The 26,022-nt window shown below is 60.1% G+C and carries 21 protein-coding genes, 3 tRNA genes and 1 pseudogene; 22 read left to right on the top strand and 3 right to left on the bottom strand.

The window, feature by feature from the left end; genetic code table 11:
- Positions 1 to 3: 3 nt before the first annotated feature.
- From glmM to ACM6IP_RS12385, 14 genes are all read left to right on the top strand, one after another.
- Entirely contained in the window at positions 4 to 1,341 is a 1,338-nt protein-coding gene (glmM, locus tag ACM6IP_RS12450; protein WP_159993704.1) for a phosphoglucosamine mutase, read from the top strand.
- A gap of 66 nt (positions 1,342 to 1,407) precedes the next feature.
- The gene (gene tpiA, locus ACM6IP_RS12445; RefSeq protein WP_095169464.1) at positions 1,408 to 2,163 is read left to right on the top strand and encodes a triose-phosphate isomerase; all 756 of its coding nucleotides are present in this window, start codon (positions 1,408 to 1,410) and stop codon (positions 2,161 to 2,163) included.
- A 4-nt stretch (positions 2,164 to 2,167) separates the two neighbouring features.
- Positions 2,168 to 2,551: a preprotein translocase subunit SecG gene (secG, locus tag ACM6IP_RS12440; protein WP_095081642.1), complete on the top strand. Its 384-nt coding sequence runs from the start codon at positions 2,168 to 2,170 to the stop codon at positions 2,549 to 2,551.
- Between the two features lie 22 nt (positions 2,552 to 2,573).
- Positions 2,574 to 2,659, top strand: a tRNA-Leu gene (locus ACM6IP_RS12435).
- Positions 2,660 to 2,755: 96 nt separating this feature from the next.
- Positions 2,756 to 2,832 (top strand) — tRNA-Met (locus ACM6IP_RS12430).
- 138 nt (positions 2,833 to 2,970) lie between these two features.
- A complete protein-coding gene (rimP, locus tag ACM6IP_RS12425; RefSeq protein WP_159987310.1) occupies positions 2,971 to 3,429 on the top strand; it encodes a ribosome maturation factor RimP in 459 nt (152 codons plus the stop codon).
- A 59-nt stretch (positions 3,430 to 3,488) separates the two neighbouring features.
- On the top strand, positions 3,489 to 4,970 hold the full coding sequence (gene nusA, locus ACM6IP_RS12420; RefSeq protein WP_071485563.1) for a transcription termination factor NusA: 1,482 nt from the start codon (positions 3,489 to 3,491) through the stop codon (positions 4,968 to 4,970).
- A 26-nt stretch (positions 4,971 to 4,996) separates the two neighbouring features.
- On the top strand, positions 4,997 to 7,522 hold the full coding sequence (gene infB / locus ACM6IP_RS12415) for a translation initiation factor IF-2 (RefSeq protein WP_414861599.1): 2,526 nt from the start codon (positions 4,997 to 4,999) through the stop codon (positions 7,520 to 7,522).
- Between the two features lie 159 nt (positions 7,523 to 7,681).
- Entirely contained in the window at positions 7,682 to 8,083 is a 402-nt protein-coding gene (rbfA, locus tag ACM6IP_RS12410) for a 30S ribosome-binding factor RbfA (RefSeq protein ID WP_095169461.1), read from the top strand.
- Positions 8,084 to 8,086: 3 nt separating this feature from the next.
- The gene (gene truB, locus ACM6IP_RS12405) at positions 8,087 to 9,004 is read left to right on the top strand and encodes a tRNA pseudouridine(55) synthase TruB (protein ID WP_095169460.1); all 918 of its coding nucleotides are present in this window, start codon (positions 8,087 to 8,089) and stop codon (positions 9,002 to 9,004) included.
- Positions 9,005 to 9,119: 115 nt separating this feature from the next.
- The gene (gene rpsO, locus ACM6IP_RS12400; protein WP_003177875.1) at positions 9,120 to 9,389 is read left to right on the top strand and encodes a 30S ribosomal protein S15; all 270 of its coding nucleotides are present in this window, start codon (positions 9,120 to 9,122) and stop codon (positions 9,387 to 9,389) included.
- A 194-nt stretch (positions 9,390 to 9,583) separates the two neighbouring features.
- The gene (gene pnp, locus ACM6IP_RS12395) at positions 9,584 to 11,689 is read left to right on the top strand and encodes a polyribonucleotide nucleotidyltransferase (protein WP_414861598.1); all 2,106 of its coding nucleotides are present in this window, start codon (positions 9,584 to 9,586) and stop codon (positions 11,687 to 11,689) included.
- Between the two features lie 139 nt (positions 11,690 to 11,828).
- Positions 11,829 to 11,904: transfer RNA gene (locus ACM6IP_RS12390), tRNA-Thr, on the top strand.
- A gap of 134 nt (positions 11,905 to 12,038) precedes the next feature.
- Positions 12,039 to 12,344: a DUF6388 family protein gene (locus tag ACM6IP_RS12385; protein ID WP_095169458.1), complete on the top strand. Its 306-nt coding sequence runs from the start codon at positions 12,039 to 12,041 to the stop codon at positions 12,342 to 12,344.
- 147 nt (positions 12,345 to 12,491) lie between these two features.
- Here ACM6IP_RS12385 and nadC read toward each other — a convergent pair whose 3' ends face one another.
- Positions 12,492 to 13,340 carry a carboxylating nicotinate-nucleotide diphosphorylase gene (gene nadC / locus ACM6IP_RS12380; protein WP_095169457.1) on the bottom strand — a complete coding sequence of 283 codons (849 nt, stop codon included), beginning with the start codon at positions 13,338 to 13,340 and terminating at the stop codon, positions 12,492 to 12,494.
- Between the two features lie 180 nt (positions 13,341 to 13,520).
- Here nadC and ampD point away from each other — a divergent pair, with 180 nt between their 5' ends.
- The 4 genes from ampD to ACM6IP_RS12360 all read left to right on the top strand — a co-directional run bounded on the left by ampD (position 13,521) and on the right by ACM6IP_RS12360 (position 17,689).
- Positions 13,521 to 14,081: a 1,6-anhydro-N-acetylmuramyl-L-alanine amidase AmpD gene (gene ampD / locus ACM6IP_RS12375; protein ID WP_095169456.1), complete on the top strand. Its 561-nt coding sequence runs from the start codon at positions 13,521 to 13,523 to the stop codon at positions 14,079 to 14,081.
- Positions 14,078 to 14,914 (top strand): regulatory signaling modulator protein AmpE, encoded by an 837-nt coding sequence (ampE, locus tag ACM6IP_RS12370; RefSeq protein ID WP_414861597.1) that lies wholly within the window; start codon positions 14,078 to 14,080, stop codon positions 14,912 to 14,914. The genes ampD and ampE overlap by 4 nt, the downstream gene beginning before the upstream one ends.
- A gap of 180 nt (positions 14,915 to 15,094) precedes the next feature.
- Positions 15,095 to 17,125 (top strand): methyl-accepting chemotaxis protein, encoded by a 2,031-nt coding sequence (locus tag ACM6IP_RS12365; RefSeq protein WP_414861596.1) that lies wholly within the window; start codon positions 15,095 to 15,097, stop codon positions 17,123 to 17,125.
- A gap of 177 nt (positions 17,126 to 17,302) precedes the next feature.
- Positions 17,303 to 17,689, top strand: a complete 387-nt coding sequence (locus tag ACM6IP_RS12360; protein WP_095169453.1) for a hypothetical protein — start codon at positions 17,303 to 17,305, stop codon at positions 17,687 to 17,689.
- 4 nt (positions 17,690 to 17,693) lie between these two features.
- On the opposite strand, the gene ACM6IP_RS12355 is transcribed toward ACM6IP_RS12360, so the two are convergent.
- Positions 17,694 to 18,470, bottom strand: coding sequence for a TatD family hydrolase (locus tag ACM6IP_RS12355; RefSeq protein ID WP_414861595.1), 777 nt, complete (start codon positions 18,468 to 18,470; stop codon positions 17,694 to 17,696).
- Between the two features lie 3 nt (positions 18,471 to 18,473).
- Complete coding sequence (cra, locus tag ACM6IP_RS12350; protein ID WP_095169451.1) at positions 18,474 to 19,469, bottom strand: catabolite repressor/activator; 996 nt, start codon at positions 19,467 to 19,469, stop codon at positions 18,474 to 18,476.
- Between the two features lie 303 nt (positions 19,470 to 19,772).
- On the opposite strand from cra, the gene ptsP reads away from it, so the two are divergent.
- From ptsP to ACM6IP_RS12330, 4 genes and pseudogenes are all read left to right on the top strand, one after another.
- A complete protein-coding gene (gene ptsP, locus ACM6IP_RS12345) occupies positions 19,773 to 22,634 on the top strand; it encodes a phosphoenolpyruvate--protein phosphotransferase (RefSeq protein WP_414861594.1) in 2,862 nt (953 codons plus the stop codon).
- On the top strand, positions 22,634 to 23,575 hold the full coding sequence (pfkB, locus tag ACM6IP_RS12340) for a 1-phosphofructokinase (RefSeq protein WP_401129345.1): 942 nt from the start codon (positions 22,634 to 22,636) through the stop codon (positions 23,573 to 23,575). The genes ptsP and pfkB overlap by 1 nt, the downstream gene beginning before the upstream one ends.
- An 11-nt stretch (positions 23,576 to 23,586) precedes the next feature.
- Complete coding sequence (locus tag ACM6IP_RS12335; protein ID WP_414861593.1) at positions 23,587 to 25,326, top strand: PTS fructose-like transporter subunit IIB; 1,740 nt, start codon at positions 23,587 to 23,589, stop codon at positions 25,324 to 25,326.
- A 276-nt stretch (positions 25,327 to 25,602) separates the two neighbouring features.
- Positions 25,603 to 26,022 (top strand): annotated as a pseudogene (locus ACM6IP_RS12330) (DNA-binding protein); the annotation flags it as partial.

The following is a 26,022-nucleotide window of genomic DNA, read 5'->3' as shown; positions in this document are numbered from 1 at the left end:
CTTATGACTAAAAAATATTTTGGCACCGACGGTATCCGTGGTCGGGTCGGTACCTACCCGATTACTCCTGACTTCATGCTCAAGCTCGGCTGGGCTGCTGGCATGGCGTTCCGGAAAATGGGCGCCTGCAAAGTCCTGGTGGGCAAGGACACGCGTATCTCCGGATACATGTTCGAATCGGCGCTCGAGGCTGGACTGACGTCTGCCGGGGCGGATGTGATGCTGCTGGGGCCGATGCCTACGCCCGCCATCGCCTACCTGACGCGTACCTTTCATGCTGAAGCCGGCATCGTGATCAGTGCTTCGCACAATCCTCATGACGATAACGGCATCAAGTTTTTCTCCGGACAGGGCACCAAGCTGCCGGACGACATCGAGCTGATGATCGAAGAGCTGCTCGACACCCCGATGGTGGTAGTCGAGTCCAGCAAGATCGGCAAAGTGTCGCGCATCAACGATGCGTCCGGCCGCTACATTGAGTTCTGCAAAAGCAGTGTGCCGACCGGTACCAGTTTTTCCGGGCTGAAGATTGTCATCGATTGCGCCCATGGCGCGGTGTACAAGGTCGCGCCGAGTGTCTTTCGCGAGCTGGGCGCCGAAGTGGTGGTGCTCTCTGCACAACCCAATGGCCTGAACATCAATGACAACTGCGGCTCGACCCATATGGGGCAGTTGCAGGCTGCGGTCCTGGCCGAGCAAGCCGACCTGGGTATCGCCTTCGACGGTGATGGCGATCGGGTGCTGATGGTTGATCACACGGGTGCGATCGTCGACGGCGATGAGCTGTTGTTCATCATTGCCCGCGATCTGCACGAGCGTGGAATCCTGCAGGGCGGGGTAGTGGGCACGCTGATGAGTAACCTGGGGCTGGAGCTGGCCCTGGAAGAGCTGAAGATCCCGTTTGTGCGGGCCAATGTCGGTGACCGCTACGTGATTGCCGACCTGTTGGAGCGCGGCTGGAAGGTCGGGGGTGAAAACTCCGGGCATATCGTTTGCTTCAATCACACCACCACCGGTGATGCGATCATTGCTGCGTTGCAGGTGTTGATGGCCTTGAAAGATCGCGACGAAGGTCTCGCCCAGGCGCGCCAGGCGCTGCGCAAATGCCCTCAAGTATTGATCAATGTGCGCTTTGCGGGCGGGGTAAATCCTGTCGAGCACGCGGCCGTCAAGGAGGCGAGCGCCCGTGTTACCAAGGCAATGGCAGGGCGTGGTCGGGTCTTGCTGCGCAAGTCCGGCACCGAGCCGCTGGTGCGTGTGATGGTCGAAGGCGAGGATGAAACTCTGGTTCGTGGATACGCTGAAGAGCTGGCAAAACTGGTTGGTGAAGTTTCTGCCTGAATTCGGCTTGCCAGCAATGATGTGGTTGGGTAACATCTGCGCCCACTTTGACCGACGAGGTAAAGCATGCGTCGCCCTATGGTAGCTGGTAACTGGAAGATGCACGGTACCCGCGCCAGCGTCGCTGAGCTGATCGAAGGTCTCGGTGGTCTGGCCTTGCCGAGCGGTGTTGATGTCGCGGTATTCCCACCTTGCTTGTTTATCAACCAAGTGGTTGATGGCCTGGAAGGCAAGTCGATTTCGGTCGGCGCGCAGAATTCTGCGGTGGAAGCCATGCAAGGTGCACTGACGGGTGAAGTTGCGCCGAGTCAGTTGGTGGATGCAGGGTGTTCCCTGGTGCTTGTAGGGCACTCCGAACGCCGCCAGATAATGGGCGAGCGCGACGAGATGCTGATTCGCAAGTTCGCAGCGGCACAGGCATGTGGCTTGACTCCGGTGTTGTGTGTAGGGGAAACCCTCGAGCAGCGTGAAGCCGGACAAACTCTTGAAGTTGTCGGGCGTCAGCTGGACAGCATCATCGAGGAGCTGGGTGTTGGTGTCTTTGCCAAGGCAGTCATTGCTTACGAGCCGGTCTGGGCCATTGGCACCGGGCTGACTGCTTCGCCGCAACAAGCGCAGGATGTGCATGCAGCCATTCGCGCGCAGTTGGCGGCAAAGAATTCTGAAGTCGCACAAGGTGTGCGGCTTCTATACGGCGGCAGCGTGAAGGCGGCCAATGCGGTCGAACTGTTCGGCATGCCGGATATCGATGGGGGGCTCATTGGTGGAGCTTCCCTGAATGCAGATGAGTTCGGTGCGATTATTCGTGCCGCGGGAAACTGAGAAAATGCTGGAAACAGTCGTAGTCGTTTTTCATCTGCTGGGTGCATTGGGCGTAGTTGCTCTGGTATTGCTGCAGCAGGGTAAGGGTGCGGACGCTGGCGCGTCTTTCGGAGCAGGTGCTTCAAATACTGTGTTCGGAAGCCAAGGTTCCTCTACCTTTCTTAGTAAGTTTACTGCTATACTTGCCGCAGGTTTCTTCATAACCAGCTTAGGGTTAGGTTACTTTGCTAAAGAGAAAGCTCAACAGCTGACTCAGGTAGGTTTGCCAAACCCAGCGGTTCTTGAAGTACCAGTGCAAAAACCGGCTTCTGATGATGTACCGGTGCTTGAAGAGCAAAAGTCGGCAACCAATGCGACTGACGTACCTCCAGCTCAAGAGCAAAAGTAAGAAGGGTTTCAAACGTAGTATTGCCGAGGTGGTGGAATTGGTAGACACGCAACCTTGAGGTGGTTGTGCCCATAGGGTGTAGGGGTTCGAGTCCCCTTCTCGGTACCAATTATCAGGAGAGCCCGCTGTTGCGGGCTTTCTTGTAGGTGGAAGGTTACATTGACCCTGTCAGGGATCGGTCGTATACTTCCGCCCCAGCTTTGTCGCGGGGTGGAGCAGTCTGGTAGCTCGTCGGGCTCATAACCCGAAGGTCGTCGGTTCAAATCCGGCCCCCGCAACCAGTTTCAGGAGCCCCTTTTAAGGGGCTTTTTGTTAGCTGGACACTTTCAACGCCGCTATTCGACGGCGTTTCAGGGATGGGCTTTTCGCCCATTTTTTTATTTTGCAAAGCATGCACATACATGCACGAGGGGGTTCAGGTGTCGAGCAAGCTAGAACAGTTGCAGGCCTTGCTGGCCCCGGTGGTCGTGGCCCTAGGCTATGAATGCTGGGGTATTGAGTTTTCGGCTCAAGGTCGTCACTCCATGTTGCGCGTTTATATCGATAAAGAGGGCGGCGTGCTGGTGGACGATTGCGCCATCGTCAGCCGTCAGATCAGCGGTGTGCTGGATGTTGAAGATCCAATCGCCGTTGAGTACACCCTTGAAGTTTCCTCGCCTGGCATGGAACGCCCGCTGTTCACTATTGAGCAGTTTGCAAAATTTGCCGGTGAACAAGTGAAGATCAAGCTGCGCTCGCCTTTTGAAGGTCGACGCAACTTTCAGGGCCTTCTGCGCGGCGTAGAAGAGCAGGACGTCGTGGTGCAGGTTGAAGACCATGAGTTCCTGTTGCCGATCGATATGATCGACAAGGCCAACATTATTCCCAGTTTTGACTGAGACGTGCCAGAAACTGCGGATCCCGCGGATCCAATGGCTTGCGAAAGGCGAGGCGTACGATGAGCAAAGAAGTACTGCTGGTTGTTGAGTCGGTATCCAATGAAAAGGGCGTACCGGCTAACGTAATTTTTGAAGCGCTGGAGCTGGCCCTGGCCACTGCTACCAAGAAGCGGTTCGAGGACGAAGTCGATCTGCGTGTGGAAATCAATCGCCACACCGGTGCTTACGAGACTTTCCGTCGCTGGACGGTCGTCGAAGAAGCAGACCTGGACGACCCGGCCATCGAAACCTGGCCGAGCAAGGTTGCGCAAACGCATCCGGGCGCCCAGGTAGGCGATGTCGTCGAAGAGAAGATCGAGTCGATCGAGTTCGGCCGTATCGCGGCACAGACTGCCAAGCAAGTCATTGTGCAGAAAGTTCGCGAAGCAGAACGCGCACAAGTGGTTGATGCCTATCGCGAGCGCCTGGGGGAAATCATCTCCGGGACCGTGAAGAAAGTCACCCGCGACAACGTGATCGTCGATCTGGGCAACAACGCCGAGGCGTTGCTGGCCCGTGAAGACATCATTTCTCGCGAAACCTTCCGGGTGGGCGTGCGTCTGCGTGCGCTGCTCAAGGAAATCCGCACTGAAAACCGCGGCCCGCAGTTGATCCTGTCGCGTACCGCGCCGGAAATGCTGATCGAGTTGTTCCGCATTGAAGTGCCGGAAATCGCTGAAGGCCTGATCGAAGTAATGGCTGCCTCCCGTGACCCGGGTTCGCGTGCCAAGATCGCAGTCCGCTCGAAAGACAAACGCATCGACCCGCAGGGCGCTTGCATTGGTATGCGCGGTTCGCGTGTCCAGGCAGTGTCCGGTGAGTTGGGCGGTGAGCGTGTGGATATCGTCCTGTGGGACGACAACCCAGCGCAGTTCGTGATCAACGCCATGTCCCCGGCTGAGGTTGCGGCAATTATCGTTGACGAAGATGCCCATGCAATGGACATCGCCGTTGGCGCAGACAATCTGGCTCAGGCCATCGGTCGCGGTGGTCAGAACGTGCGTCTGGCTAGCCAGCTGACTGGCTGGACCCTGAACGTGATGACCGAATCGGACATCCAGGCTAAGCAGCAAGCAGAAACCGGCGATATCCTGCGCAACTTCATCGACGAGCTGGAAGTCGACGAAGACCTGGCACAGGTGCTGGTAGATGAAGGCTTCACTAGCCTGGAAGAGATTGCCTACGTACCGTTGGAAGAAATGCTCAACATCGACGGCTTTGACGAAGACACCGTCAACGAGCTTCGCGCTCGGGCCAAGGATCGTTTGTTGACTAAAGCCATCGCTACTGAGGAAAAGCTGGCAGACGCCCATCCGGCCGAAGACCTGCTCTCGCTTGAGGGTATGGACAAGGATTTGGCGATGGAACTGGCGGTGCGCGGCGTAATTACCCGCGAAGACCTGGCCGAGCAGTCTATTGACGACCTGCTCGACATCGACGGCATTGACGATGATCGTGCCGGCAAGTTGATCATGGCCGCCCGAGCCCATTGGTTCGAGTAATAGGCGCGGCCTGAGGAGAGAAGTGCATGACGCAAGTCACGGTGAAACAACTGGCCGATGAGGTCAAAACACCGGTAGAGCGCCTGCTGCAGCAGATGCGTGAGGCAGGTCTGCCGCACACCGCCGCCGAGGAACATGTGACCGACAGTGAGAAGCAATCTTTGCTGACTCACTTGAAAAGCAGCCACAAGGCGAAAGTGGAAGAACCGCGCAAGATCACGTTGCAGCGTAAAACCACCAGCACCCTGCGTGTTGCTGGCAGCAAAAGCATCAGCGTTGAAGTACGCAAGAAGAAAGTCTTCGTACAGCGCAGCCCGGAAGAAATCGAAGCCGAGCGCAAACGCGAACTGGAAGAACGTCGCGCAGTAGAAAATGCTGCACGTCAGAAGGCTGAAGAAGAAGCCAAGCGTCGCGCCGAAGAAGAAGCGCGTCGCCAGCCTGCTGCTGCGCAAACCGCTACTTCCGGCGCTGTTGCAGCGCCTGCTGCGGCTGCCGAGCCAGTGCGTGAGAGCGCACCGGTGGCTGCTGCTCCAGCACCGTCTGCTGACGTTCGCAACAAGCAGAACGAACAGCGCCGTCCGGACAAACCACGTGCAGACGACAACAGTCGTCGTGGCAGTGGCGATGGTGAGCGCAAAAACGCTCCGCATCGTGCTTCGGTCAAGGAAAAAGCGCCTGCTCCACGTGTTGCGCCACGTACTACCGACGAAGAAAGCGACAGCTTCCGTCGTGGTGGTCGCGGCAAGGCCAAGCTGAAAAAACGCAACGCCCACGGTTTCCAGAGCCCAACCGGCCCTGTCGTGCGTGAAGTGAAGATCGGCGAGACCATCACTGTGGGCGATCTCGCCCAGCAGATGTCGGTCAAGGCTGCTGAAATCATCAAGTTCATGTTCAAACTGGGTACTCCAGCGACCATCAACCAAGTGCTTGATCAGGAAACTGCTCAACTGGTTGCTGAAGAGCTGGGCCACAAAGTGACCCTGGTCAGCGACACCGCCCTGGAAGATTCCCTGGCTGAGTCCCTGAAGTTTGAAGGCGAGACCTTCTCCCGTGCGCCAGTCGTGACCGTAATGGGCCACGTTGACCATGGTAAGACCTCGCTGCTCGACTACATCCGTCGTGCCAAGGTAGCTGCAGGCGAAGCCGGCGGTATCACCCAGCACATCGGTGCATACCACGTTGAAACCGAACGCGGCATGGTCACCTTCCTTGACACCCCAGGTCACGCCGCGTTTACCGCCATGCGTGCCCGTGGTGCCAAGGCGACCGACATCGTGATCCTGGTAGTTGCAGCGGACGACGGCGTGATGCCGCAGACCGTTGAAGCTGTCCAGCACGCCAAGGCCGCTGGTGTTCCTCTGGTCGTTGCAGTGAACAAAATCGACAAGCCGGGCGCCGATCTCGATCGCATCCGTAGCGAACTGTCGGTTCACGGCGTGACGTCCGAAGAGTGGGGCGGTGATACGCCATTCGTTTCGGTTTCGGCGAAAGTCGGTACCGGTGTAGACGAACTGCTTGAAGCCGTCCTGCTGCAAGCCGAAGTTCTCGAACTGAAAGCAACCCCATCGGCCCCAGGTCGCGGTGTTGTGGTTGAATCGCGTCTCGACAAAGGTCGTGGCCCGGTTGCAACCGTTCTGGTTCAAGACGGTACCCTGCGCCAAGGCGACATGGTCCTGGTCGGTTCGAACTATGGCCGTGTACGTGCCATGCTCGACGAGAACGGCAAGCCAATCAAGGAAGCCGGTCCTTCCATCCCTGTCGAGATCCTCGGCCTGGACGGTACCCCGGACGCTGGCGACGAGATGAGCGTGGTTGCCGACGAGAAGAAAGCCCGTGAAGTGGCTCTGTTCCGTCAAGGCAAGTTCCGTGAAGTCAAACTGGCTCGTGCTCACGCAGGCAAGCTGGAAAACATCTTCGAGAACATGGGCCAGGAAGAGAAGAAGACGCTTAACATCGTCCTCAAATCTGACGTTCGTGGTTCGTTGGAAGCGTTGAACGGCGCCTTGAACGGCCTGGGTAACGACGAAGTGCAAGTGCGTGTAGTGGGTGGCGGTGTCGGTGGTATCACCGAGTCCGACGCCAACCTGGCACTGGCCTCCAACGCTGTACTGTTCGGCTTCAACGTGCGTGCCGATGCTGGCGCGCGCAAGATCGTCGAGCAGGAAGGCCTGGATATGCGTTACTACAACGTGATCTACGACATCATCGAAGACGTCAAGAAGGCCCTGACCGGCATGCTTGGCAGCGACGTCCGGGAGAACATCCTGGGTATTGCTGAAGTCCGCGACGTGTTCCGTTCGCCGAAGTTTGGCGCGATCGCCGGTTGCATGGTTGTTGAAGGTATCGTGCACCGTAACCGTCCAATCCGTGTACTGCGTGAAGACATCGTTATCTTCGAAGGCGAGCTGGAATCCCTGCGCCGCTTCAAGGATGACGCTTCCGAAGTACGTGCTGGCATGGAATGCGGTATCGGCGTGAAGAGCTACAACGACGTCAAAGTCGGTGACAAGATCGAAGTCTTCGAGAAGGTTCAGGTTGCTCGCAGCCTCTAACTCGCGCACTTCAAGAGCCGTGATGGGCAGCCGCATGCAAATGCACGGCGCATCGCCCGGACTCTAAACGCAACGCCCGGTCTGGCTTCTGTCAGGCCGGGCGTTTGCCGCTTTCAGACCACACGGGTTTCACCGTGAGGCAGTAACAGGTAACAAGACATGGCAAAAGAATACAGCCGTACCCAACGTATCGGCGATCAGATGCAGCGTGAGCTGGCACAACTGATCCGTCGTGAAGTCAAAGACCCGCGTGTTGGTCTGGTCACCATTACCGCTGTTGAAGTCAGCCGTGACGTCGGTCACGCCAAGATCTTCATCACCGTGATGGGCCAGGACAGTGCCGAGGACATCGCACAAAGCATCAAGGTGCTGAACTCGGCTGCAGGCTTCCTGCGCATGCAGCTGGCTCGCGAGATGAAGCTGCGTAGCGTTCCGCAACTGCACTTCCACTATGACGAAAGTGTCGTACGTGGTGCTCATCTGTCGGCATTGATCGAGCGCGCCGTGGCTGAAGACAATCAGCACCCGGTCGCGGCAGAAACCGAAGACACCAAGGAGTAATCGGTGGCTCAGGTCAAACGTATCCGTCGTAACGTCAGCGGCATCATCCTGCTCGACAAGCCGTTGGGGTTCACCTCCAACGCTGCCTTGCAGAAGGTGCGCTGGTTGCTCAATGCCGAAAAGGCTGGCCACACCGGCAGTCTCGACCCGTTGGCCACCGGCGTGTTGCCGCTGTGCTTCGGTGAGGCGACCAAGTTCTCGCAATACCTGCTTGATTCCGACAAGGGTTATGAAACCCTGGCGCAATTGGGCAAGACCACCACCACGGCGGATGCCGAGGGTGACGTTTTGCAGGAACGCCCGGTGACCGTTGGTCGCACCGATATCGAAGCTGTATTGCCCAGTTTTCGCGGGAAAATCAGTCAGATACCGCCGATGTACTCGGCACTCAAACGCGATGGCCAGCCGTTGTACAAGCTGGCACGAGCAGGCGAAGTGGTGGAGCGCGAACCGCGATCTGTTACTATTGCGCGCTTGGAATTGCTGGCCTTTGAAGGTGACACTGCGCGCTTTGCCGTAGATTGCAGCAAAGGCACCTATATCCGTACCCTGGTGGAGGATATTGGTGAACAGCTCGGCTGTGGCGCTTACGTGGCAGAACTGCGACGTACCCAGGCCGGTCCATTCAGCCTGGCCCAGACGGTCACGCTGGAAGAGTTGGAAGCGGTACATGCCGAAGGCGGCAACGAAGCGGTTGACCGTTTCCTGATGCCATCGGACAGCGGCTTGCTGGATTGGCCGCTGCTGCAGTTTTCGGAGCACAGCTCGTTCTACTGGCTCAACGGCCAGCCGGTTCGCGCCCCGGATGCACCGAAGTTCGGCATGGTACGGGTACAGGATCACAACGGTCGCTTCATCGGTATCGGTGAAGTGAGCGAAGACGGGCGCATCGCGCCACGTCGACTGATTCGGTCAGAATGACCGGACGAGGGTGGCTGTTAACAGGCACGGTCACTACTCATTTTTAGATACAGGGATTTGTCCCTGGCCTGTTGAAACTGCCCTTTGGGTGGTTTCCTGATAAAAGGATTGCCTCATGGCTCTCGACGTTCAAGAAAAAGCACAAATCGTAGCTGACTACCAGCAAGCTGTTGGTGACACTGGTTCGCCAGAAGTGCAAGTTGCACTGCTGACCCACAACATCAACAAGCTGCAAGGTCACTTCAAGGCCAACGGTAAAGATCACCACTCCCGTCGTGGTCTGATCCGCATGGTAAACCAGCGTCGTAAGCTGCTGGACTACCTGAAAGGCAAGGATCTGGGTCGTTATCAGACTCTGATCGGTCGCCTGGGTCTGCGTCGCTAATAAGCGATTGCGCTAGAGGTTGGTTGTCTGTCGTACGTCAGTGGGATTCCCGCTGGCGCATGGCAGGCTCCCAGCCTCAAGTTTTATCTGGATACACGTTTTACCCTGGACAGGCGTTGGGCCGATTCCCGACATTGCCCAAGAATTTCGCAAGAAGACAAGTTCCCCAAGAGCCACAAAGAAGGTAGGACACCGTGAACCCGGTAATCAAAAAATTCCAGTTCGGTCAGTCGACCGTTACCCTCGAGACTGGCCGTATCGCCCGTCAGGCCTCCGGCGCAGTATTGGTCACCGTTGACGACGACGTCAGCGTGTTGGTGACTGTAGTCGGTGCCAAGCAAGCCGATCCAGGCAAAGGCTTCTTCCCTCTGTCCGTTCACTACCAGGAAAAAACTTACGCTGCCGGTAAGATCCCTGGCGGTTTCTTCAAGCGTGAAGGCCGTCCTTCCGAGAAAGAAACCCTGACTTCCCGACTGATCGACCGTCCGATCCGTCCGCTGTTCCCAGAAGGCTTCATGAACGAAGTGCAGGTTGTCTGCACCGTCGTTTCCACCAGCAAGAAGACCGATCCGGACATCGCTGCGATGATCGGTACCTCGGCTGCCCTGGCCATCTCCGGCATTCCTTTCGATGGCCCGATCGGCGCTGCCCGCGTTGCGTTCCACGAAAGCACCGGCTACCTGCTGAACCCGACTTACGAACAACAGAAAGCTTCGAGCCTGGACATGGTCGTTGCCGGTACTTCGGAAGCCGTGTTGATGGTTGAATCGGAAGCCAAAGAGCTGACCGAAGACCAGATGCTGGGCGCGGTACTGTTTGCTCACGACGAGTTCCAGGTGGTGATCAACGCTGTTAAAGAACTGGCTGCCGAAGCTGCCAAGCCAACCTGGACCTGGGCTCCTGCGCCTGAAGCCACTGTACTGCTGGGCGCTATCCGTGCCGAGTTCGGCGACGCTATCTCCCAGGCTTACGCCATCACCGTCAAGGCCGACCGTTACGCTCGCCTGGGCGAGTTGAAGGATCAGGTTGTAGCCAAGCTGTCCGGTGAAGAAGGCCAGCCTTCTTCCAGCGAAGTGAAAGCGGCCTTCGGCGAAATCGAATACCGCACCGTTCGCGAAAACATCGTCAACGGCAAGCCACGTATCGATGGTCGCGACACCAAGACCGTACGTCCTCTGAACATCGAAGTCGGTGTTCTGCCCAAGACTCACGGTTCGGCTCTGTTCACCCGTGGCGAAACCCAGGCCCTGGTAGTCGCGACTCTGGGCACTGCCCGTGACGCACAACTGCTGGACACCCTGGAAGGCGAGAAAAAAGACCCGTTCATGCTGCACTACAACTTCCCTCCGTTCTCGGTAGGTGAGTGTGGTCGCATGGGTGGCGCTGGTCGTCGCGAAATCGGTCACGGCCGTCTGGCTCGTCGTTCGATCGCTGCCATGCTGCCTGCTGCCGATGTGTTCCCGTACACCATCCGCGTGGTATCGGAAATCACCGAATCCAACGGTTCGAGCTCCATGGCTTCCGTTTGCGGCGCTTCCCTGGCCCTGATGGACGCTGGTGTACCGATGAAGGCACCGGTTGCCGGTATCGCCATGGGTCTGGTTAAAGAAGGCGAGAAATTCGCCGTCCTGACCGACATCCTGGGTGACGAAGACCACCTGGGCGACATGGACTTCAAGGTAGCCGGTACCGCCAAAGGTGTTACCGCGCTGCAGATGGACATCAAGATCAAGGGCATCACCGAAGAAATCATGGAAATCGCTCTGGGCCAAGCCCTGGAAGCGCGCCTGAACATCCTCGGTCAGATGAACCAGATCATTGGTCAGTCCCGCACTGAGCTGTCGGAAAATGCTCCGACCATGATCGCGATGAAAATCGACACCGACAAAATCCGTGATGTCATCGGTAAAGGCGGCGCGACCATCCGTGCGATCTGTGAAGAAACCAAGGCTTCGATCGACATCGAAGACGACGGTTCGATCAAGATCTTCGGCGAAACCAAGGAAGCTGCTGAAGCTGCTCGTCAGCGCGTCCTGGGCATCACCGCAGAAGCCGAGATCGGCAAGATCTACGTCGGTAAGGTTGAGCGCATCGTCGACTTCGGCGCATTCGTCAACATCCTGCCGGGCAAGGACGGTCTGGTTCACATCTCGATGCTGAGCGACGCTCGCGTAGAGAAAGTGACCGACATCCTCAAAGAAGGCCAGGAAGTGGAAGTACTGGTACTGGACGTGGACAACCGCGGCCGTATCAAGCTGTCCATCAAAGACGTAGCAGCAGCCAAGGCTTCGGGCGTTTAATCACGCCCTGCGCCTGACCGCTTCAACGTTCCGAGAAATGCCCCGCAGTGAAAGCTGCGGGGCATTTTTTTGCCTGCAAGAAATTGACACCACTGGGGAAGTTGCCTGACCCCAAAGTCAGTGCTAGGTTTAGCCCACCGCCCGTGTAGCTCAGTCGGTAGAGCAGCGCACTCGTAACGCGAAGGTCGCAGGTTCGATTCCTGTCTCGGGCACCAGGCAGTACCTGTTTTCCAATGATCCCGAATGGTTCTGAAGGCCAGATACACCAAGCAACACGCGGTTTATTTGCGTCAGAGAGATCCTTGATGATCCAGATCCATCTTCCATTCCCCAGATCAAAGAGAACGCCATGACCGTTAACGCATTGACCCAAGAAGCCAGGCACGAACAAGCGCTGCAGTCCTATCTGCAGGAGTCGCCCCAGTTGGCTGAAGAGATCAAGGACCTGAGTGCCGACGATCAAAAAGACCAGATCCAGTGGGCTTTCGAAGACGAGGCAGAATCCCAGGGCTTGCAGCCGTGGGAATTGACGCTCAAGTACACCTCAACCCCTGAAGAGTTCGAGGCTGCACGCCTGGTGCTGCACAAGGAGGCTGCCGAAGTGCTGGGTGTCGAGTGGCAGGAGTACTGCGAGATGAACAATCTGGTGGTTTGACCCGAAATGCAGGAGCGAGCGCCCGCTTGCGGCCTGCTCGCGATGGTCGTTAACGATTACGCGAGCTTATTGATTAAACGTGGCGCTCTCGGGTACATCGCGAGCAGGCCGCAAGCGGGCGCTCGCTCCTACAATTTGTACCTGTGTTCAGAGGCTCAAGCGCATCGACAGGTCGATCGCCTTCACATCCTTGGTCAGCGCACCAATCGAAATGTAGTCAACGCCGGTCGCGGCGATGGGCAGCAGCGTACTTTCGTTGATCCCACCGCTGGCCTCCAGTTTCGCCTTGCCGCCGTTCAGGCGTACCGCTTCGCGCATATCATCCAGGCTCAGCTCATCAAGCATGATGATGTCGGCACCGGCCGCCAGCGCTTCCTTGAGCTCCGCCAGGCTTTCCACTTCCACCTCCACCGGTTTGCCCGGGGCGATCTTGTGTGCGGCGGCAATGGCCTGGGCGATGCCACCACTGGCAGCGATATGGTTTTCCTTGATCAGGAAGGCGTCGTACAGGCCGATACGGTGGTTATGGCAACCACCACAGGTCACCGCATACTTTTGCGCCAGGCGTAGGCCAGGCAGCGTCTTGCGGGTGTCCAGCAGCTTGACCTGGGTCTGGGCGACAAAGTCGGCCAGGTACTGGGCGCGGGTGGCGACCCCCGACAGCAACTGCAGGAAGTTCAGCGCACTGCGTTCACCGGTCAGTAGCGAACGGGCCGGGCCTTCGAGATGAAACAACGGTTGATTGGGGTTCACCCGCTCACCGTCGCGCACCTGCCAGTGCACCGCGACGCGCGGGTCCAGTTGCCGAAACACGGCATCGACCCATGCGGTGCCACTGATGACGGCCGCGTCACGGGTAATGATGGTGGCTTTGGCCAGGCGCTCGGCCGGGATCAGTTGTGCAGTGATGTCGCCGCTACCGATGTCTTCCAGCAGCGCACGGCGCACATTGGCTTCGATTTCGGCAGTCAGGTCGGCGAGGCGTAGATTCGGCATAACGGGCTCCACAAACAAAGTGTCACGATTATAGGGCCATGCCGGGAGTGAACCCAAGATCACAAATGCCTGGCCGGGGCATTACGCCGCAGACAGCGCCTCAATCGCGGCAAGTGATCGCACCCGTGGGGTGATCGCGGCATACTGGAGCCTGTCAAAGCCGTTGTTGAAGGAACCTGTATGCAGCTGGACCCCGCGAGTGGTTGGTTTGAAGGTGTGCGTCATTGCCCGTCACCCAACTTCAATGCGCGCCCCTCGGGCGAAATTTCCCTGCTGGTGATCCACAACATCAGCCTGCCGCCGGCGCAGTTCGCCACGGGCAAGGTGCAGGAGTTTTTCCAGAACCGCCTGGATGTCACCGAACATCCCTATTTTGCAGGGATCGCTCACCTGCGCGTGTCTGCGCATTTCCTGATCGAACGTGACGGCAGCGTCACCCAGTTTGTCTCTTGTCTTGAGCGGGCCTGGCACGCGGGTGTGTCGCTGTTCGAGGGGCGCGAAGGTTGTAATGATTTTTCCCTGGGCATCGAGCTGGAGGGCACCGATGATCTGCCGTTCACCGACACCCAGTACCAGGCGCTGACAGCCTTGACCCTGCAGTTGCAGGGCGCGTTTGCGGCGATCTCCACTGAACGTATCCAGGGTCACAGCGATATCGCGCCTGGACGCAAGACTGACCCGGGGCCGGCGTTCGACTGGACGCGATACCGCGCCGCCCTGGCACAAGGGGAAGGACAATGAGTTTTGTGGTGTTACTGCTGGCCGTATGGATCGAGAAGTTTTCGGCACTGCGCCACCGGGTACAACGCGACAGCGGTTGGCTGCGCGAGTTGGCCAAGCTTGAAAGCCATCCCCGGCTGAGCCGCCAACCCTGGCTGGTGCTGGCCCTGCTGGTGTTGTTGCCGGTGGCCTTGCTCGGCTTGCTGTTGCTGGTGCTGGAGCCGGTCGCCTATGGCCTGTTGGCCTTGCCGGTGCATTTGCTGGTGGTGATCTACAGCCTGGGCCGGGGCGACATTCTGGGTGAGCTTGGGCCGTTTCGCGATGCCTGGCGCCGCGAAGACCTGCAAGCAGCCGCCCATGTCGCCCAGCGTGACCTGGGGATTTGTGCCGACAGCGGTGAGCAGTTGCTGCAACTGGTGCAAGCCCGCTTGTTGTGGCAGGCCTACCAGAGCTTTTTTGCGGTGATTTTCTGGTATTTCCTGCTCGGTCCGGTCGCGGCCTTGAGTTATCGCTTGCTGGCCCTGGCGGCCGAGCACAGCAAGCAGCCGGCACTGGCCGAGCGTGCGGCGCAGTTGCGCCATGCCTTCGACTGGTTGCCGGTGCGCCTGCTGGCAGCGAGTTTTGCCCTGGTGGGCAACTTTGTCGCGGTCAGCCGGGTGATGCTGCATGAATTGCTCAACTGGAACATCGGCGCCGCGCAGTTGATCGAGAAAACCGGCAAGGTCGCGGGTGAAATCCCGGCACCCGTAGCGGGCCCCGAGGGCATCAACAGCCTGGACCAATTGTGGGAATTGCTGCTGCGCGCAGCCGTGGTCTGGTACGCCGGGTTCGCCCTCTGGACCGTCCTGCTCTAATTCGATCCCGCAGGCTGCGTCCGATCGCGAAGCGGTCGCCAACCCAGTCTGCGGCTCGTTAACCTTAAGTTACAAAAACTCCTGCCGATTTAAGCTATACAGAAGCAGCGCGCCGTAGTGGCTATCTGCTTTCTTTGCGTGCCTGCCGATAAAAATAAGAAATGAAAAGGGGGACTTCTTGTGAAGAGTTTGCTCTATCCCGCCGTGGCACTGATGAATCGCCTGAGCTTCGGCATGAAGTTCAGCCTGATCAGTGTGCTGTTCCTGCTGCCGATGCTGGTGACCAACTTCTACCTGGTGCGCGACTCCTATCGCGAATTCCAGGGCACCCGCATTGAATTGCAGAGTCTCGACCTGCTGGGCAGTGGCCTGGCTCTGCGGCGCGACCTGGAGACCCTGAACAACCTGGTGCAGATCAACTCGACCCTGGGGCAGTCCGGCAAGGCTGGCGATATCGAAACGAAAATCAGCGCCCTGGAGCAACAGGTCCTGGCCCGCCTGCAGGGCCTGAGCGCCATGAGCGACGACCCGGAGCACGTCAGCGTGTTCGAGGCCAAGCGCGATGAAATGCTTGCCGCGTTCAAGGCCCAGCAGACGGAAAAGTCCCTGCAGAGCAAAAGCGCGATGATCGCCAAGCTGCTGAGCAACGCGCAGATCTTTGGTCAGATCATCAGCAGCCAGGCGGGCCTTAGCCGCGATAACCAGAGCGATATCCGCCAACTGAGCGAACTGCTGACCAGCGTCACCCCCCGCATTACCCAGATCCTCGGCGACGGCCGGGCCATGGGCGCATTTTCCCTGGGGCAGGGGTTCCTCAATTCGGCATCCTCCACCCGCTTCGATGAGCTGCTGGTGCAGATGGAAAAACTCCAGGCCGAGTACGCCCTCAAGCTGCAGGATGCGCTGGGCGCCAGCAATGCCGCGCGTGAGGTGCTGGAGCCGGCAGCCACTGCCAGCCAGGCCACGCTCAAGCAAGCCAGCGAGCTGTTCGAAGAGCAAGTGGTGATGGCCGATACCCTCGATGCGCCCTGGCAGGGATTCTACGACCAGGTCAGCGCCCTGATGCAACAGACCTATCAACTCAACGACGCGACCCTGAGCTTTCTCGGCGTGCAGTTGCAGCAACGCCTGGAGCAGAACCGCACGCACATGATCCTGCAGGCCGTGGCCCTGTCGGTGGTGTTCGTGCTGATTTTCTACCTCTACGGCGGTTTCTACGTTTCCACGCGCACCACCCTCAAGCGCCTCGGGGCGGTGATGGACAAAGTCGCCGCAGGCGACATGACGGTCACCTTCACCGCGCACAGCCGCGACGAGTTGGGGGAGCTGGGCAAGGTGTTCAACGCCACCGTGGCAAAAATTCACGACCTGATCCAGCTGGTGGGGCAAACCGTCAACGAAGTCGAGCGTCAGGCCGGCCAAGTGGAGACGGTCTCGGCCCGCAGCAATCAGGCAGTGGCCGGGCAGCGCTCGCAGATCGAGCAGGTGGCCACGGCGATGAACCAGATGTCAGCCACCGCCCAGGAAGTCGCCCGCAGTGCCGCGACAGCGGTGAACAGCGCGCAAAGTGTCAACGACGAAACCATCAGTGGCCGTGGGCTGGTGGAGTCCCAGCAGGGCAGCATTGCGCAACTGGCCCATGAGATCGACGCGTCGGTGCTGGTGATCAACCAGTTGGCGAGTGACAGCCAATCCATCAGTCGGGTGCTGGAAGTGATCAAGAGCATCGCCGAGCAGACCAACCTGCTGGCCCTCAATGCGGCCATCGAGGCCGCTCGTGCCGGGGAGCAGGGGCGTGGGTTCGCGGTGGTGGCCGATGAGGTGCGCACCCTGGCCAAGCGTACCCAGCAATCGACCGAAGAAATCGAGCAGATGATCGCCAGGTTGCACAGTGGCGTGGGCGCGGCGGTCAAGGCCATGGGGATCAGTCACCAGATGGCCAGTGGCACGGTGGGGCAGTCGGACAAGGTGCAGAAGGCCCTGGCCAACATCCTTGGGGCGGTGGGTATGATTGTCGATCAGAACCAGCAGATTGCCGCGGCGGTCGAGCAGCAGACGGCGGTGGCCCACGATATCGACCGCAACATCGTCGAGATCAACCGCGCCGGCGAGCGCACCGCCGAAGGGGCGCACCAGACCGAGGACGCCAGCCGTGCGTTGTCGGCCCAGGTGGTGCAGTTGAAACATCTGATCAGTGCCTTTCGCGTGTGATGCTCAGAGTCAGGTCGACTGGGGCGGCCTGACTTCGAATGCTCTGTAGTACAAGTTCCTTCCGCCTGTGGCTTCGGTCCGAAACCAATGCGCGCCTGCGGTTTTAGTCTTCAATAAGCAGTGGCTCGCGCGCTTACTGGCACCCGCGAATGTGCCACTGCCTCGAGGATCAAACTCATGACGGCCACCTCCCAGGGAATCACCGGGCAATGTGTTCATTGCCAGGTCACCCTGATGCTCAAGCCTTGGCAACTGAATGCCATGGCGATCAACGAGACGTTTACCTGTCATCACTGCCAGAAAAGCCTGCAGCTCAGCGGTCCTGCCGAGCTCAAGCGCCTCAAGGCCCTGGATTCACTGACCATGCTGCGCGCGAGTCTGCGGGTGATGATCGCCAGCGCCTTGCTGGTGGCCCTGGTGATGGAATGGCTGGGGCTGTTGACGGGAATCGAGCAACTGAATGTGTCGCTACTGGCGCTGTTCATCTATTTCGTGGCGATGCGTTATGCGCGGCAACGGCAACACTTGAAGTTGGTGCTGCAGGCCGCCAGGGCACACGCTTAGCCGGTTACCAGTTGAAGAGTTGGCAGGCATTGGCGGTGCTGGCCGCGGCCAGTTGTTCGGGGCTGATGGCCATGATTGCGGCCAGCGCCGCGCAAATCGCCGGCAAGTGAGCCGGGCTATTGCGTTGGCCGGGGTACATGGCGGGCGCCATGTCCGGCGAATCGGTTTCCAGTACCACCGAATCCAGCGGCAACCCGGCGATCACCTTGTGCATGCGCAGGGCTTGTGGCCAGGTGGCGGCCCCGCCCAGGCCGAGCTTGAAGCCGAGCTTCAGGTATTCGCGGGCCTCTTCCCGGCTGCCGGCAAAGGCATGGATGATCCCGCCGCGGGGTAACTTGAAGCGCTTCAAGGTGGCGATGACCGCAGCGTGACTACGGCGCACGTGCAGCAGCGCCGGTAGCGCAAAATCCTTGGCCAGTTGCAGTTGTGCTTCAAACAGCACTTGCTGGCGCTGGCGATCCAGGCTTGGCAGAAAAAAATCCAGGCCAATCTCGCCCACTGCGCACAGTTGCCGATGACCGGCGAGGCGGGTCAGCCAGTCCGCCAGTTCGTTGAGGTCGGTGGGACGATGCTGATCGAGATAGACCGGGTGCAGGCCGAATGCGGCGTGCAGGTCCGGGTCACTTTGCACCAGGTCCCAGACGCGCTGCCAATTAGCCTGGTACACCCCCAGCACCACCATGCGCCTGACCCCCAGCGCACGGCTTTGCGCCAGGAGCGCCAGGCGGTCGGCGTCGAAGTCGGCAAAGTCCAGATGGGTGTGGCTGTCGATCAGCTCCACGGCTCAGTCCTGATGAATACGCTGCTTGAAAGTCCGCGCGATGGCCTGGACGCCGGGTTGGTAGTGGGCTTCCTCGATGGCCGCGAGGGCCAGTTGCAGGGCCTTTTCGGCAATCAGTTGATGCTGCTGCGCCATGGCGTTGACCGGCAGGGGCAGGAAGTCCAGCAACTGGGTGTCACCAAAGGTGCCCAGGCGCAGCGGGCGGCTTTTCAGCGGGAAGTCATGCAGGGCATCAAACACGCCTTGCAGCAGGACGTAGGAGGTGGTCACCAGTGCATCCGGCAAATGCCCGAGGCGTTGCAGCAACTCCTCCATCAACTGCCGGCCGCCATCACGGCTGAACGACTCGCTGTGCTCGATCAGCACCTGGCCCTGGAAGTCGACCAGCGCCTGTTTGAACCCGGCGGCACGCTCCTGGCTGATGCTCAGTTCGGGCCGTGCGCCGATCAGTACGATCTGCCGGGGCGCCGGTGTCAGCAGACTGCGGGTGAGCTGCAGACTGGCTTCGCGATCATCGCTGATCACCGAACAGAAATGCTCTGGCTCCATCACCCGGTCGATGGCAATGATCGGCAAACCCTTGGCCTGCAACTGGCGATAGCTGTCGTCGCTGGCCGGCAGGCAACTGGCGACAAACAACGCATCACAGCGGCGTGCGCGAAACAGCTGGAGCAACTGGCGCTCGCTGTCCGGGGCGTCGTCGGAGCTGGCAATCAGCAGCTGGTAGCCACGGGCCCGCGCGCCTTGCTCCAGGAGCTTGGCGATGCGTGCATAACTGGGGTTTTCCAGGTCCGGCAGAATGAAACCCAGGGTGCGGGTATGTCGACTGCGCAACCCGGCCGCTTGCGGATTGGGGGTGAAGCCGTGCTGTTCGACCACCGCGCGCACGCGCTCGACGGTGGCACTGCTGATGCGCTGCTGTTCGGCCTTGCCATTGATGACGTAGCTGGCGGTGGTCACGGACACACCGGCGAGCTGGGCGATATCACTGAGTTTCAACTCGGGAGTTCCTTGTTTTTTCGAGCGTGCCCCGACATTTTCGCCAATCCTACCTGAATAAGGCAGCCGACCAATGTCGCACGCAACCGACCGGTTGGACTTCAAGCCTGAGAGATTATCGAGTAACGTGCCATCCAATCTAGATTAAACGTTTCAGCAGGCGTATTTTCTGCACTATTGGCTCTTTTGTCCGGACTGCCGCGTAACTGCCAAACAATGCCCTGAAAAAGTGCACGGATAAAAGCCTAAGCTGATTCATTCAAAACAATACCTGGTGCCCCAAGGCACCAAAAAGGAGACCCGATGCTCGAGCTCACCATAGAGCAGATATCCATGGCCCAGAGCGCTGTGGATAAAGCCGCTGCATTGCACCTGCTGGCCGACAAACTGGTCGCCGATGGCCTGGTGGCCGAGGGTTACCTCAGCGGGTTGCAGGCGCGAGAAGCCCAGGGCTCGACCTTTCTCGGTCAAGGTATTGCCATCCCCCACGGCACCCCGGATACCCGCGAGCTGGTGCACACCACCGGCGTGCGCCTGTTGCAGTTCCCTGAAGGCGTGGACTGGGGCGATGGGCAGATCGTGTACCTGGCGATCGGTATTGCGGCCAAGTCCGATGAGCACCTGCGCCTGTTGCAATTGCTCACCCGCGCCCTCGGCGAAACCGACCTGGGCCAGGCCCTGCGCCGCGCCAGTAGCGCCGAAGCGTTGCTCAAACTGCTGCAGGGGGCGCCGCAGGAACTGGCGCTGGATGCGCAAATGATCGGCCTGGGCGTGTCCGCCGACGATTTTGAAGAGCTGGTATGGCGCGGCGCGCGCTTGTTGCGCCAGGCCGACTGCGTGAGCAACGGCTTCTCGGCGGTCTTGCAACAGGTCGAGGCGTTGCCGCTGGGCGATGGGTTGTGGTGGTTGCACAGTGAGCAAACGGTCAAGCGTCCGGGCCTGGCGTTTGTCACCCCGGACAAGCCGATTCGTTATCTGGGCCAACCGCTGAGCGGGCTGTTTTGCCTGGCCAGCCTCGGCGAGGCCCACCAGGCCTTGCTGGAACGCTTGTGCGCGTTGCTGATTGAAGGTCGTGGCCACGAGTTGGGCCGCGCTACCAGCCGGCGCGCGGTGCTGGAAGTGCTGGGCGGCGAGCTGCCGGCCGATTGGCCGAGCGCTCGGATCGCCTTGGCCAACGCCCACGGCCTGCATGCCCGCCCGGCGAAGATCCTGGCGCAGTTGGCGAAGAGTTTTGAGGGTGAGATTCGCGTGCGCATCGTCGATGGCCAGGACAGTGCCGTCTCGGTGAAAAGCCTGAGCAAGTTGCTGAGCCTGGGTGCCCGTCGTGGCCAGGTGCTGGAGCTGATCGCCGAGCCGAGCATTGCCAGCGACGCGCTACCGGCCTTGTTGGCGGCGATCGAAGAGGGCCTGGGTGAAGAGGTTGAACCCTTGCCCGCCATCAGCGCACAGCCGCAAGTCATCGCCGATATCACCGAGGTGCTGGTCGCACCGGCTTCCGGCAGCCTGATCCAAGCGATCGCCGCCGCCCCCGGAATCGCCATCGGTCCTGCCCATATCCAGGTCCAGCAAACCATCGAATACCCGTTGCGCGGCGAGTCCACGGCGACAGAGCGCGAGCGTCTGCACGCCGCCCTGGCCGAGGTGCGCCGCGACATCGAAGGCCTGATCCAGCGCAGCAAGGCCAAGGCCATTCGCGAGATTTTCATTACCCATCAGGAAATGCTCGACGACCCGGAGCTGACGGACGAAGTCGATACGCGTCTGAAGCAGGGCGAAAGCGCCGAAGCGGCCTGGATGGCCGTGATCGAGGCTGCGGCCCGGCAGCAGGAGTCGTTGCAGGATGCCTTGCTCGCCGAGCGGGCCGCGGACTTGCGCGACATCGGGCGCCGGGTGCTGGCGCAACTGTGTGGCATCCCGACCCCAAGCGAGCCAGAGCAACCCTACATCCTGGTAATGGATGAAGTCGGTCCCTCGGATGTGGCCCGCCTGGACCCGGCCCGCGTGGCCGGCATTCTCACCGCCCGTGGTGGCGCCACCGCCCACAGCGCCATTGTCGCCCGTGCACTGGGAATCCCGGCGCTGGTCGGTGCCGGCGCGGCGGTGTTGCTGCTGGCCCCGGGCACACCGTTGCTGCTCGATGGCCAGCGTGGGCGATTGCATGTCGACGCCGATGCCGCAACCTTGCAGCGCGCCAGCCAGGAGCGCGATACCCGTGAGCAACGCCTCAAGGCTGCCGCCGAACAACGCCATCAACCGGCACTGACCCGCGACGGGCATGCCGTGGAAGTGTTCGCCAACATTGGCGAAAGCGCCGGAGTGGCCAGCGCGGTGGAGCAGGGCGCCGAAGGTATCGGCTTGCTGCGCACCGAACTGATTTTCATGGCCCACCCGCAAGCCCCTGATGAAGCCACCCAGGAAGCAGAATACCGGCGGGTGCTCGATGGTTTGGGCGCACGTCCGCTGGTGGTGCGCACCCTCGATGTCGGCGGTGACAAGCCGCTGCCTTACTGGCCGATCGCCAAGGAAGAAAACCCCTTCCTCGGCGTGCGCGGCATTCGCCTGACTCTGCAGCGTCCGCAAATCATGGAGGGGCAGTTGCGCGCCTTGTTGCGCGCCGCCGACAACCGCCCGCTGCGGATCATGTTCCCCATGGTCGGCAGCGTCGACGAATGGCGGCAGGCGCGGGACATGACCGAGCGCCTGCGCCTGGAAATCCCGGTAGCCGACCTGCAACTGGGGATCATGATCGAGGTGCCGTCGGCTGCGTTGCTGGCGCCGGTCCTGGCCCGCGAAGTCGACTTCTTCAGCATCGGCACCAACGACCTGACCCAATACACCCTGGCCATCGACCGCGGTCACCCGACCTTGTCGGCCCAGGCTGATGGCCTGCACCCGGCGGTCCTGCAACTGATCGACATCACCGTGCGTGCCGCCCATGCCCATGGCAAATGGGTGGGGGTGTGCGGCGAGCTGGCGGCGGATCCGCTGGCGGTACCGGTGCTGGTCGGCCTGGGGGTGGACGAATTGAGCGTCGGCGCGCGCAGCATCGCCGAGGTCAAGGCGCGGGTGCGTGAACTGAGCCTGGCGCAGGTACAACAATTGGCCCAACAGGCATTGGCCGTGGGCAGCGCACAGCAAGTGCGTGAATTAGTGGAGACGCTGTAATGGCCCGCATCTTAACCCTGACCCTCAATCCGGCCCTGGACCTCACGGTGCAGTTGCCGCTGCTGGCGCCCGGCCAGGTCAATCGCAGCACCGCCATGCACACCCACGCTGCCGGTAAAGGCGTGAACGTGGCGCAGGTGCTGGCCGACCTGGGGCACCAAGTGACCGTCAGCGGCTTTCTCGGCGAGGACAACCTGCAGGCGTTCGAGGCGTTGTTCGCCCGTCGTGGTTTTGTCGATGCCTTTGTCCGCGTTCCAGGGGAAACCCGCAGCAATATCAAGGTGGCCGAAGACGACGGACGCATCACCGACCTCAATGGTCCAGGCCCGGTGATCAGTGCGGTGGCGCAGCAAGCGTTGCTTGATCGGCTGGAGCAGATTGCCCCCGGGCATGCTGCGGTGGTGGTTGCCGGCAGCCTGCCTCGTGGCGTCAGCGCCCAGTGGTTGCAGGCACTGTTGCGCCGGCTCAAGGCCAAGGGCTTGAAAGTCGCCCTGGACACCAGCGGCGAAGCGCTGCGCGCAGGGCTGGCAGCCGGACCATGGTTGATCAAGCCCAACAGCGAAGAGCTGGCTGAGGTGCTCGATTGCGCGGAGCTGTCGCTGGCGGCCCAGGCCGAGGCGGCGAGCCGCTTGCACGCGCAAGGTATCGAGCACGTGGTGATTTCCCACGGCGCCGATGGGGTCAACTGGTTCAGTGTCGGCTCGGCGCTGCATGCCACACCGCCCAGGGTCAGCGTGGCCAGCACGGTGGGGGCCGGCGATTCCTTGCTGGCGGGCATGTTGCACGGCCTGCTCAGTGCCGACACCCCGGAGCAGACACTGCGAACCGCCACCGCGATTGCGGCGCAGGCGGTGACCCAGATCGGTTTTGGCATCCACGACACGGCGCAGTTGGCGCAGCTTGAACAGGCGGTGCGTGTTCGCCCCCTGACAGAACAATAAGAGGGTTGGTCATGAAGTTAGCCATTGTTACTGCCTGCCCCAATGGCATGGTCACCAGTGTGCTGTGCGCCCGGCTGCTGGACGCTGCGGCGCAGCGCCAGGGCTGGAGCACCAGTGTCGAAGTGCACGATGGGGCGCACCCGGAGCGTCAGCTGTCGGCTGCCGTCATCGATGATGCCGAATGGGTGTTGCTGGTCAGCACCGGTGCGGTAGACCTGTCGCGGTTCGTCGGCAAGCGCCTGTTCCAGAGCACGCCGTCCCAGGCCCTGCAGGATGTCGATGGGGTGCTGCGCCGGGGCGCCGAGGAGGCTCAGGTCTACAGCGCGCCGCTGACCATTGCCGAGCCAGTCAGCGCCAGTCAGTCAGCGCCGCGCCTGGTAGCGGTCACGGCCTGCCCGACGGGCGTGGCCCACACGTTCATGGCGGCCGAGGCCTTGCAGCAAGCGGCCAAGCGCCTGGGCTACGAATTGCAAGTGGAAACCCAGGGCTCGGTGGGAGCGCGCAATCCGTTGAGCGCCCAGGCGATCAGTGAGGCCGACGTGGTGCTGCTGGCGGCAGATATTGAAGTGCCAACCGAGCGTTTTGCCGGTAAGAAAATCTACCGTTGTGGCACCAGCATCGCCCTCAAGCAAGCCGAGGCGACCCTGAACAAGGCGCTGGCCGAAGGCAAGCTGGAAAGTGCAGCGGCCGCGGCGGGTAGCCCGGTCAAGACGCAGAAGACTGGCGTCTACAAACACTTGCTGACTGGCGTCTCGTTCATGCTGCCGATGGTGGTGGCGGGTGGCCTGATGATCGCCTTGTCCTTCGTGTTCGGCATCGAGGCGTTCAAGGAGCAGGGCAGCCTGGCGGCGGCCTTGATGCAGATCGGCGGCGAAACCGCGTTCAAGTTGATGGTGCCTTTGCTGGCGGGTTACATCGCCTATTCGATTGCCGACCGTCCGGGCCTGGCGCCGGGGATGATCGGCGGCTTACTGGCGAGCACTCTGGGCGCCGGTTTCATCGGCGGGATCATTGCCGGCTTTATCGCCGGGTACGCCGCGCAGGCGATCAATCGTTATGCTCGTTTGCCGCAAAGCCTGGAAGCGCTGAAACCGATCCTGATCATTCCACTGCTGGCGAGCCTGTTCACCGGGTTGGTGATGATCTACGTGGTGGGCAAGCCGGTGGCCGGGATGCTCACCGGACTCACCCACTTCCTCGATAGCATGGGTACCACCAATGCGATCCTGCTGGGGGTACTACTGGGTGGGATGATGTGTGTTGACCTCGGTGGGCCGATCAACAAAGCGGCCTATGCGTTCTCGGTGGGGCTGTTGGCCTCGCAGAGTTATGCACCGATGGCCGCCACCATGGCCGCCGGCATGGTGCCGCCAATCGGCTTGGGTATCGCCACCTTCATCGCCCGGCGCAAGTTCGCCCAGGCTGAGCGCGAGGCGGGTAAAGCGGCTTTGGTGCTGGGGCTGTGTTTCATTTCCGAAGGGGCGATCCCGTTCGCCGCCAAGGACCCGCTGCGGGTGATCCCGGCGAGCATCGCCGGGGGCGCCCTGACCGGTGCGCTGTCGATGTACTTCGGCTGCAAACTGATGGCGCCCCACGGCGGGCTGTTCGTGATGCTGATCCCCAACGCGATCAACCATGCCCTGTTGTACTTGCTGGCAATTGTCGCGGGTAGCCTGTTGACGGCAGTGGTGTATGCGCTGCTCAAGCGTCCAGAGGCGACCGAACTGGTGCTGGAGCCGGCCAGCGTATAAGGACAAGCAGTAGGCTCGACTCGACCTGAGCTAGCCAGGTTGTTGTCCAGCCTGCTGCATTCCACTTATGTCGGTTTAAGTTGGTGTGAATATTAAGATTTTGTTTGTGCTAGCGCTTCTGGAATATGTGCATACAAAGCGCTTTTTTTCTGGCTTGCTTAGTGTCGTGTTGGCTGTCTAATCTTTTGAATATGGTGTCTGCTAAGTGGAGTCGTTACTTCACTTGATGGGCACAATTAAGCCAGTGATTGGTTTTTCATATCAAAAGGAGTTGTTATGGACGTGCAGTTGTGGGAAGCCTCGTTAAAAGATAAAACCACGGAAGAAATTGCCAGTTTTGCCGCGGCGGTTCCCAAGGGCATGCTGTCCTTGTCGAGCGGCTCGTCGAGTGAGGTTATTCGCCCGGCAGGGTTGTTGCTCACCAAAAAACAGATCATTGATCTTAGAAAGTATGAAGCAGCCGGATTGGCACTTCCACAAACCATTGGCGATGTTGAACGTTACCTGAGTTTCGGCGATCTGCACGACGGGGGGGACGGATTTCGGGCAGTGGATTTTTTAGCAACATTCAATAAAGTATTCAACCATGCCATCAGATGGCAACCATTGCGTGCACGCATCATGCTGACCGGTACTCACTTGAGACTGTTTGGTTTGAACATGGCCGTTTACAGTAAGTCGGTAGAGGAAATCTAC

Origin of the sequence: Pseudomonas sp. IT-P176 (assembly GCF_949767245.1) — a bacterium.
GTDB lineage: Bacteria > Pseudomonadota > Gammaproteobacteria > Pseudomonadales > Pseudomonadaceae > Aquipseudomonas.
Note: the sequence above shows the minus strand (reverse complement) of the source record. Positions and strands in the feature narration are given on the sequence as shown.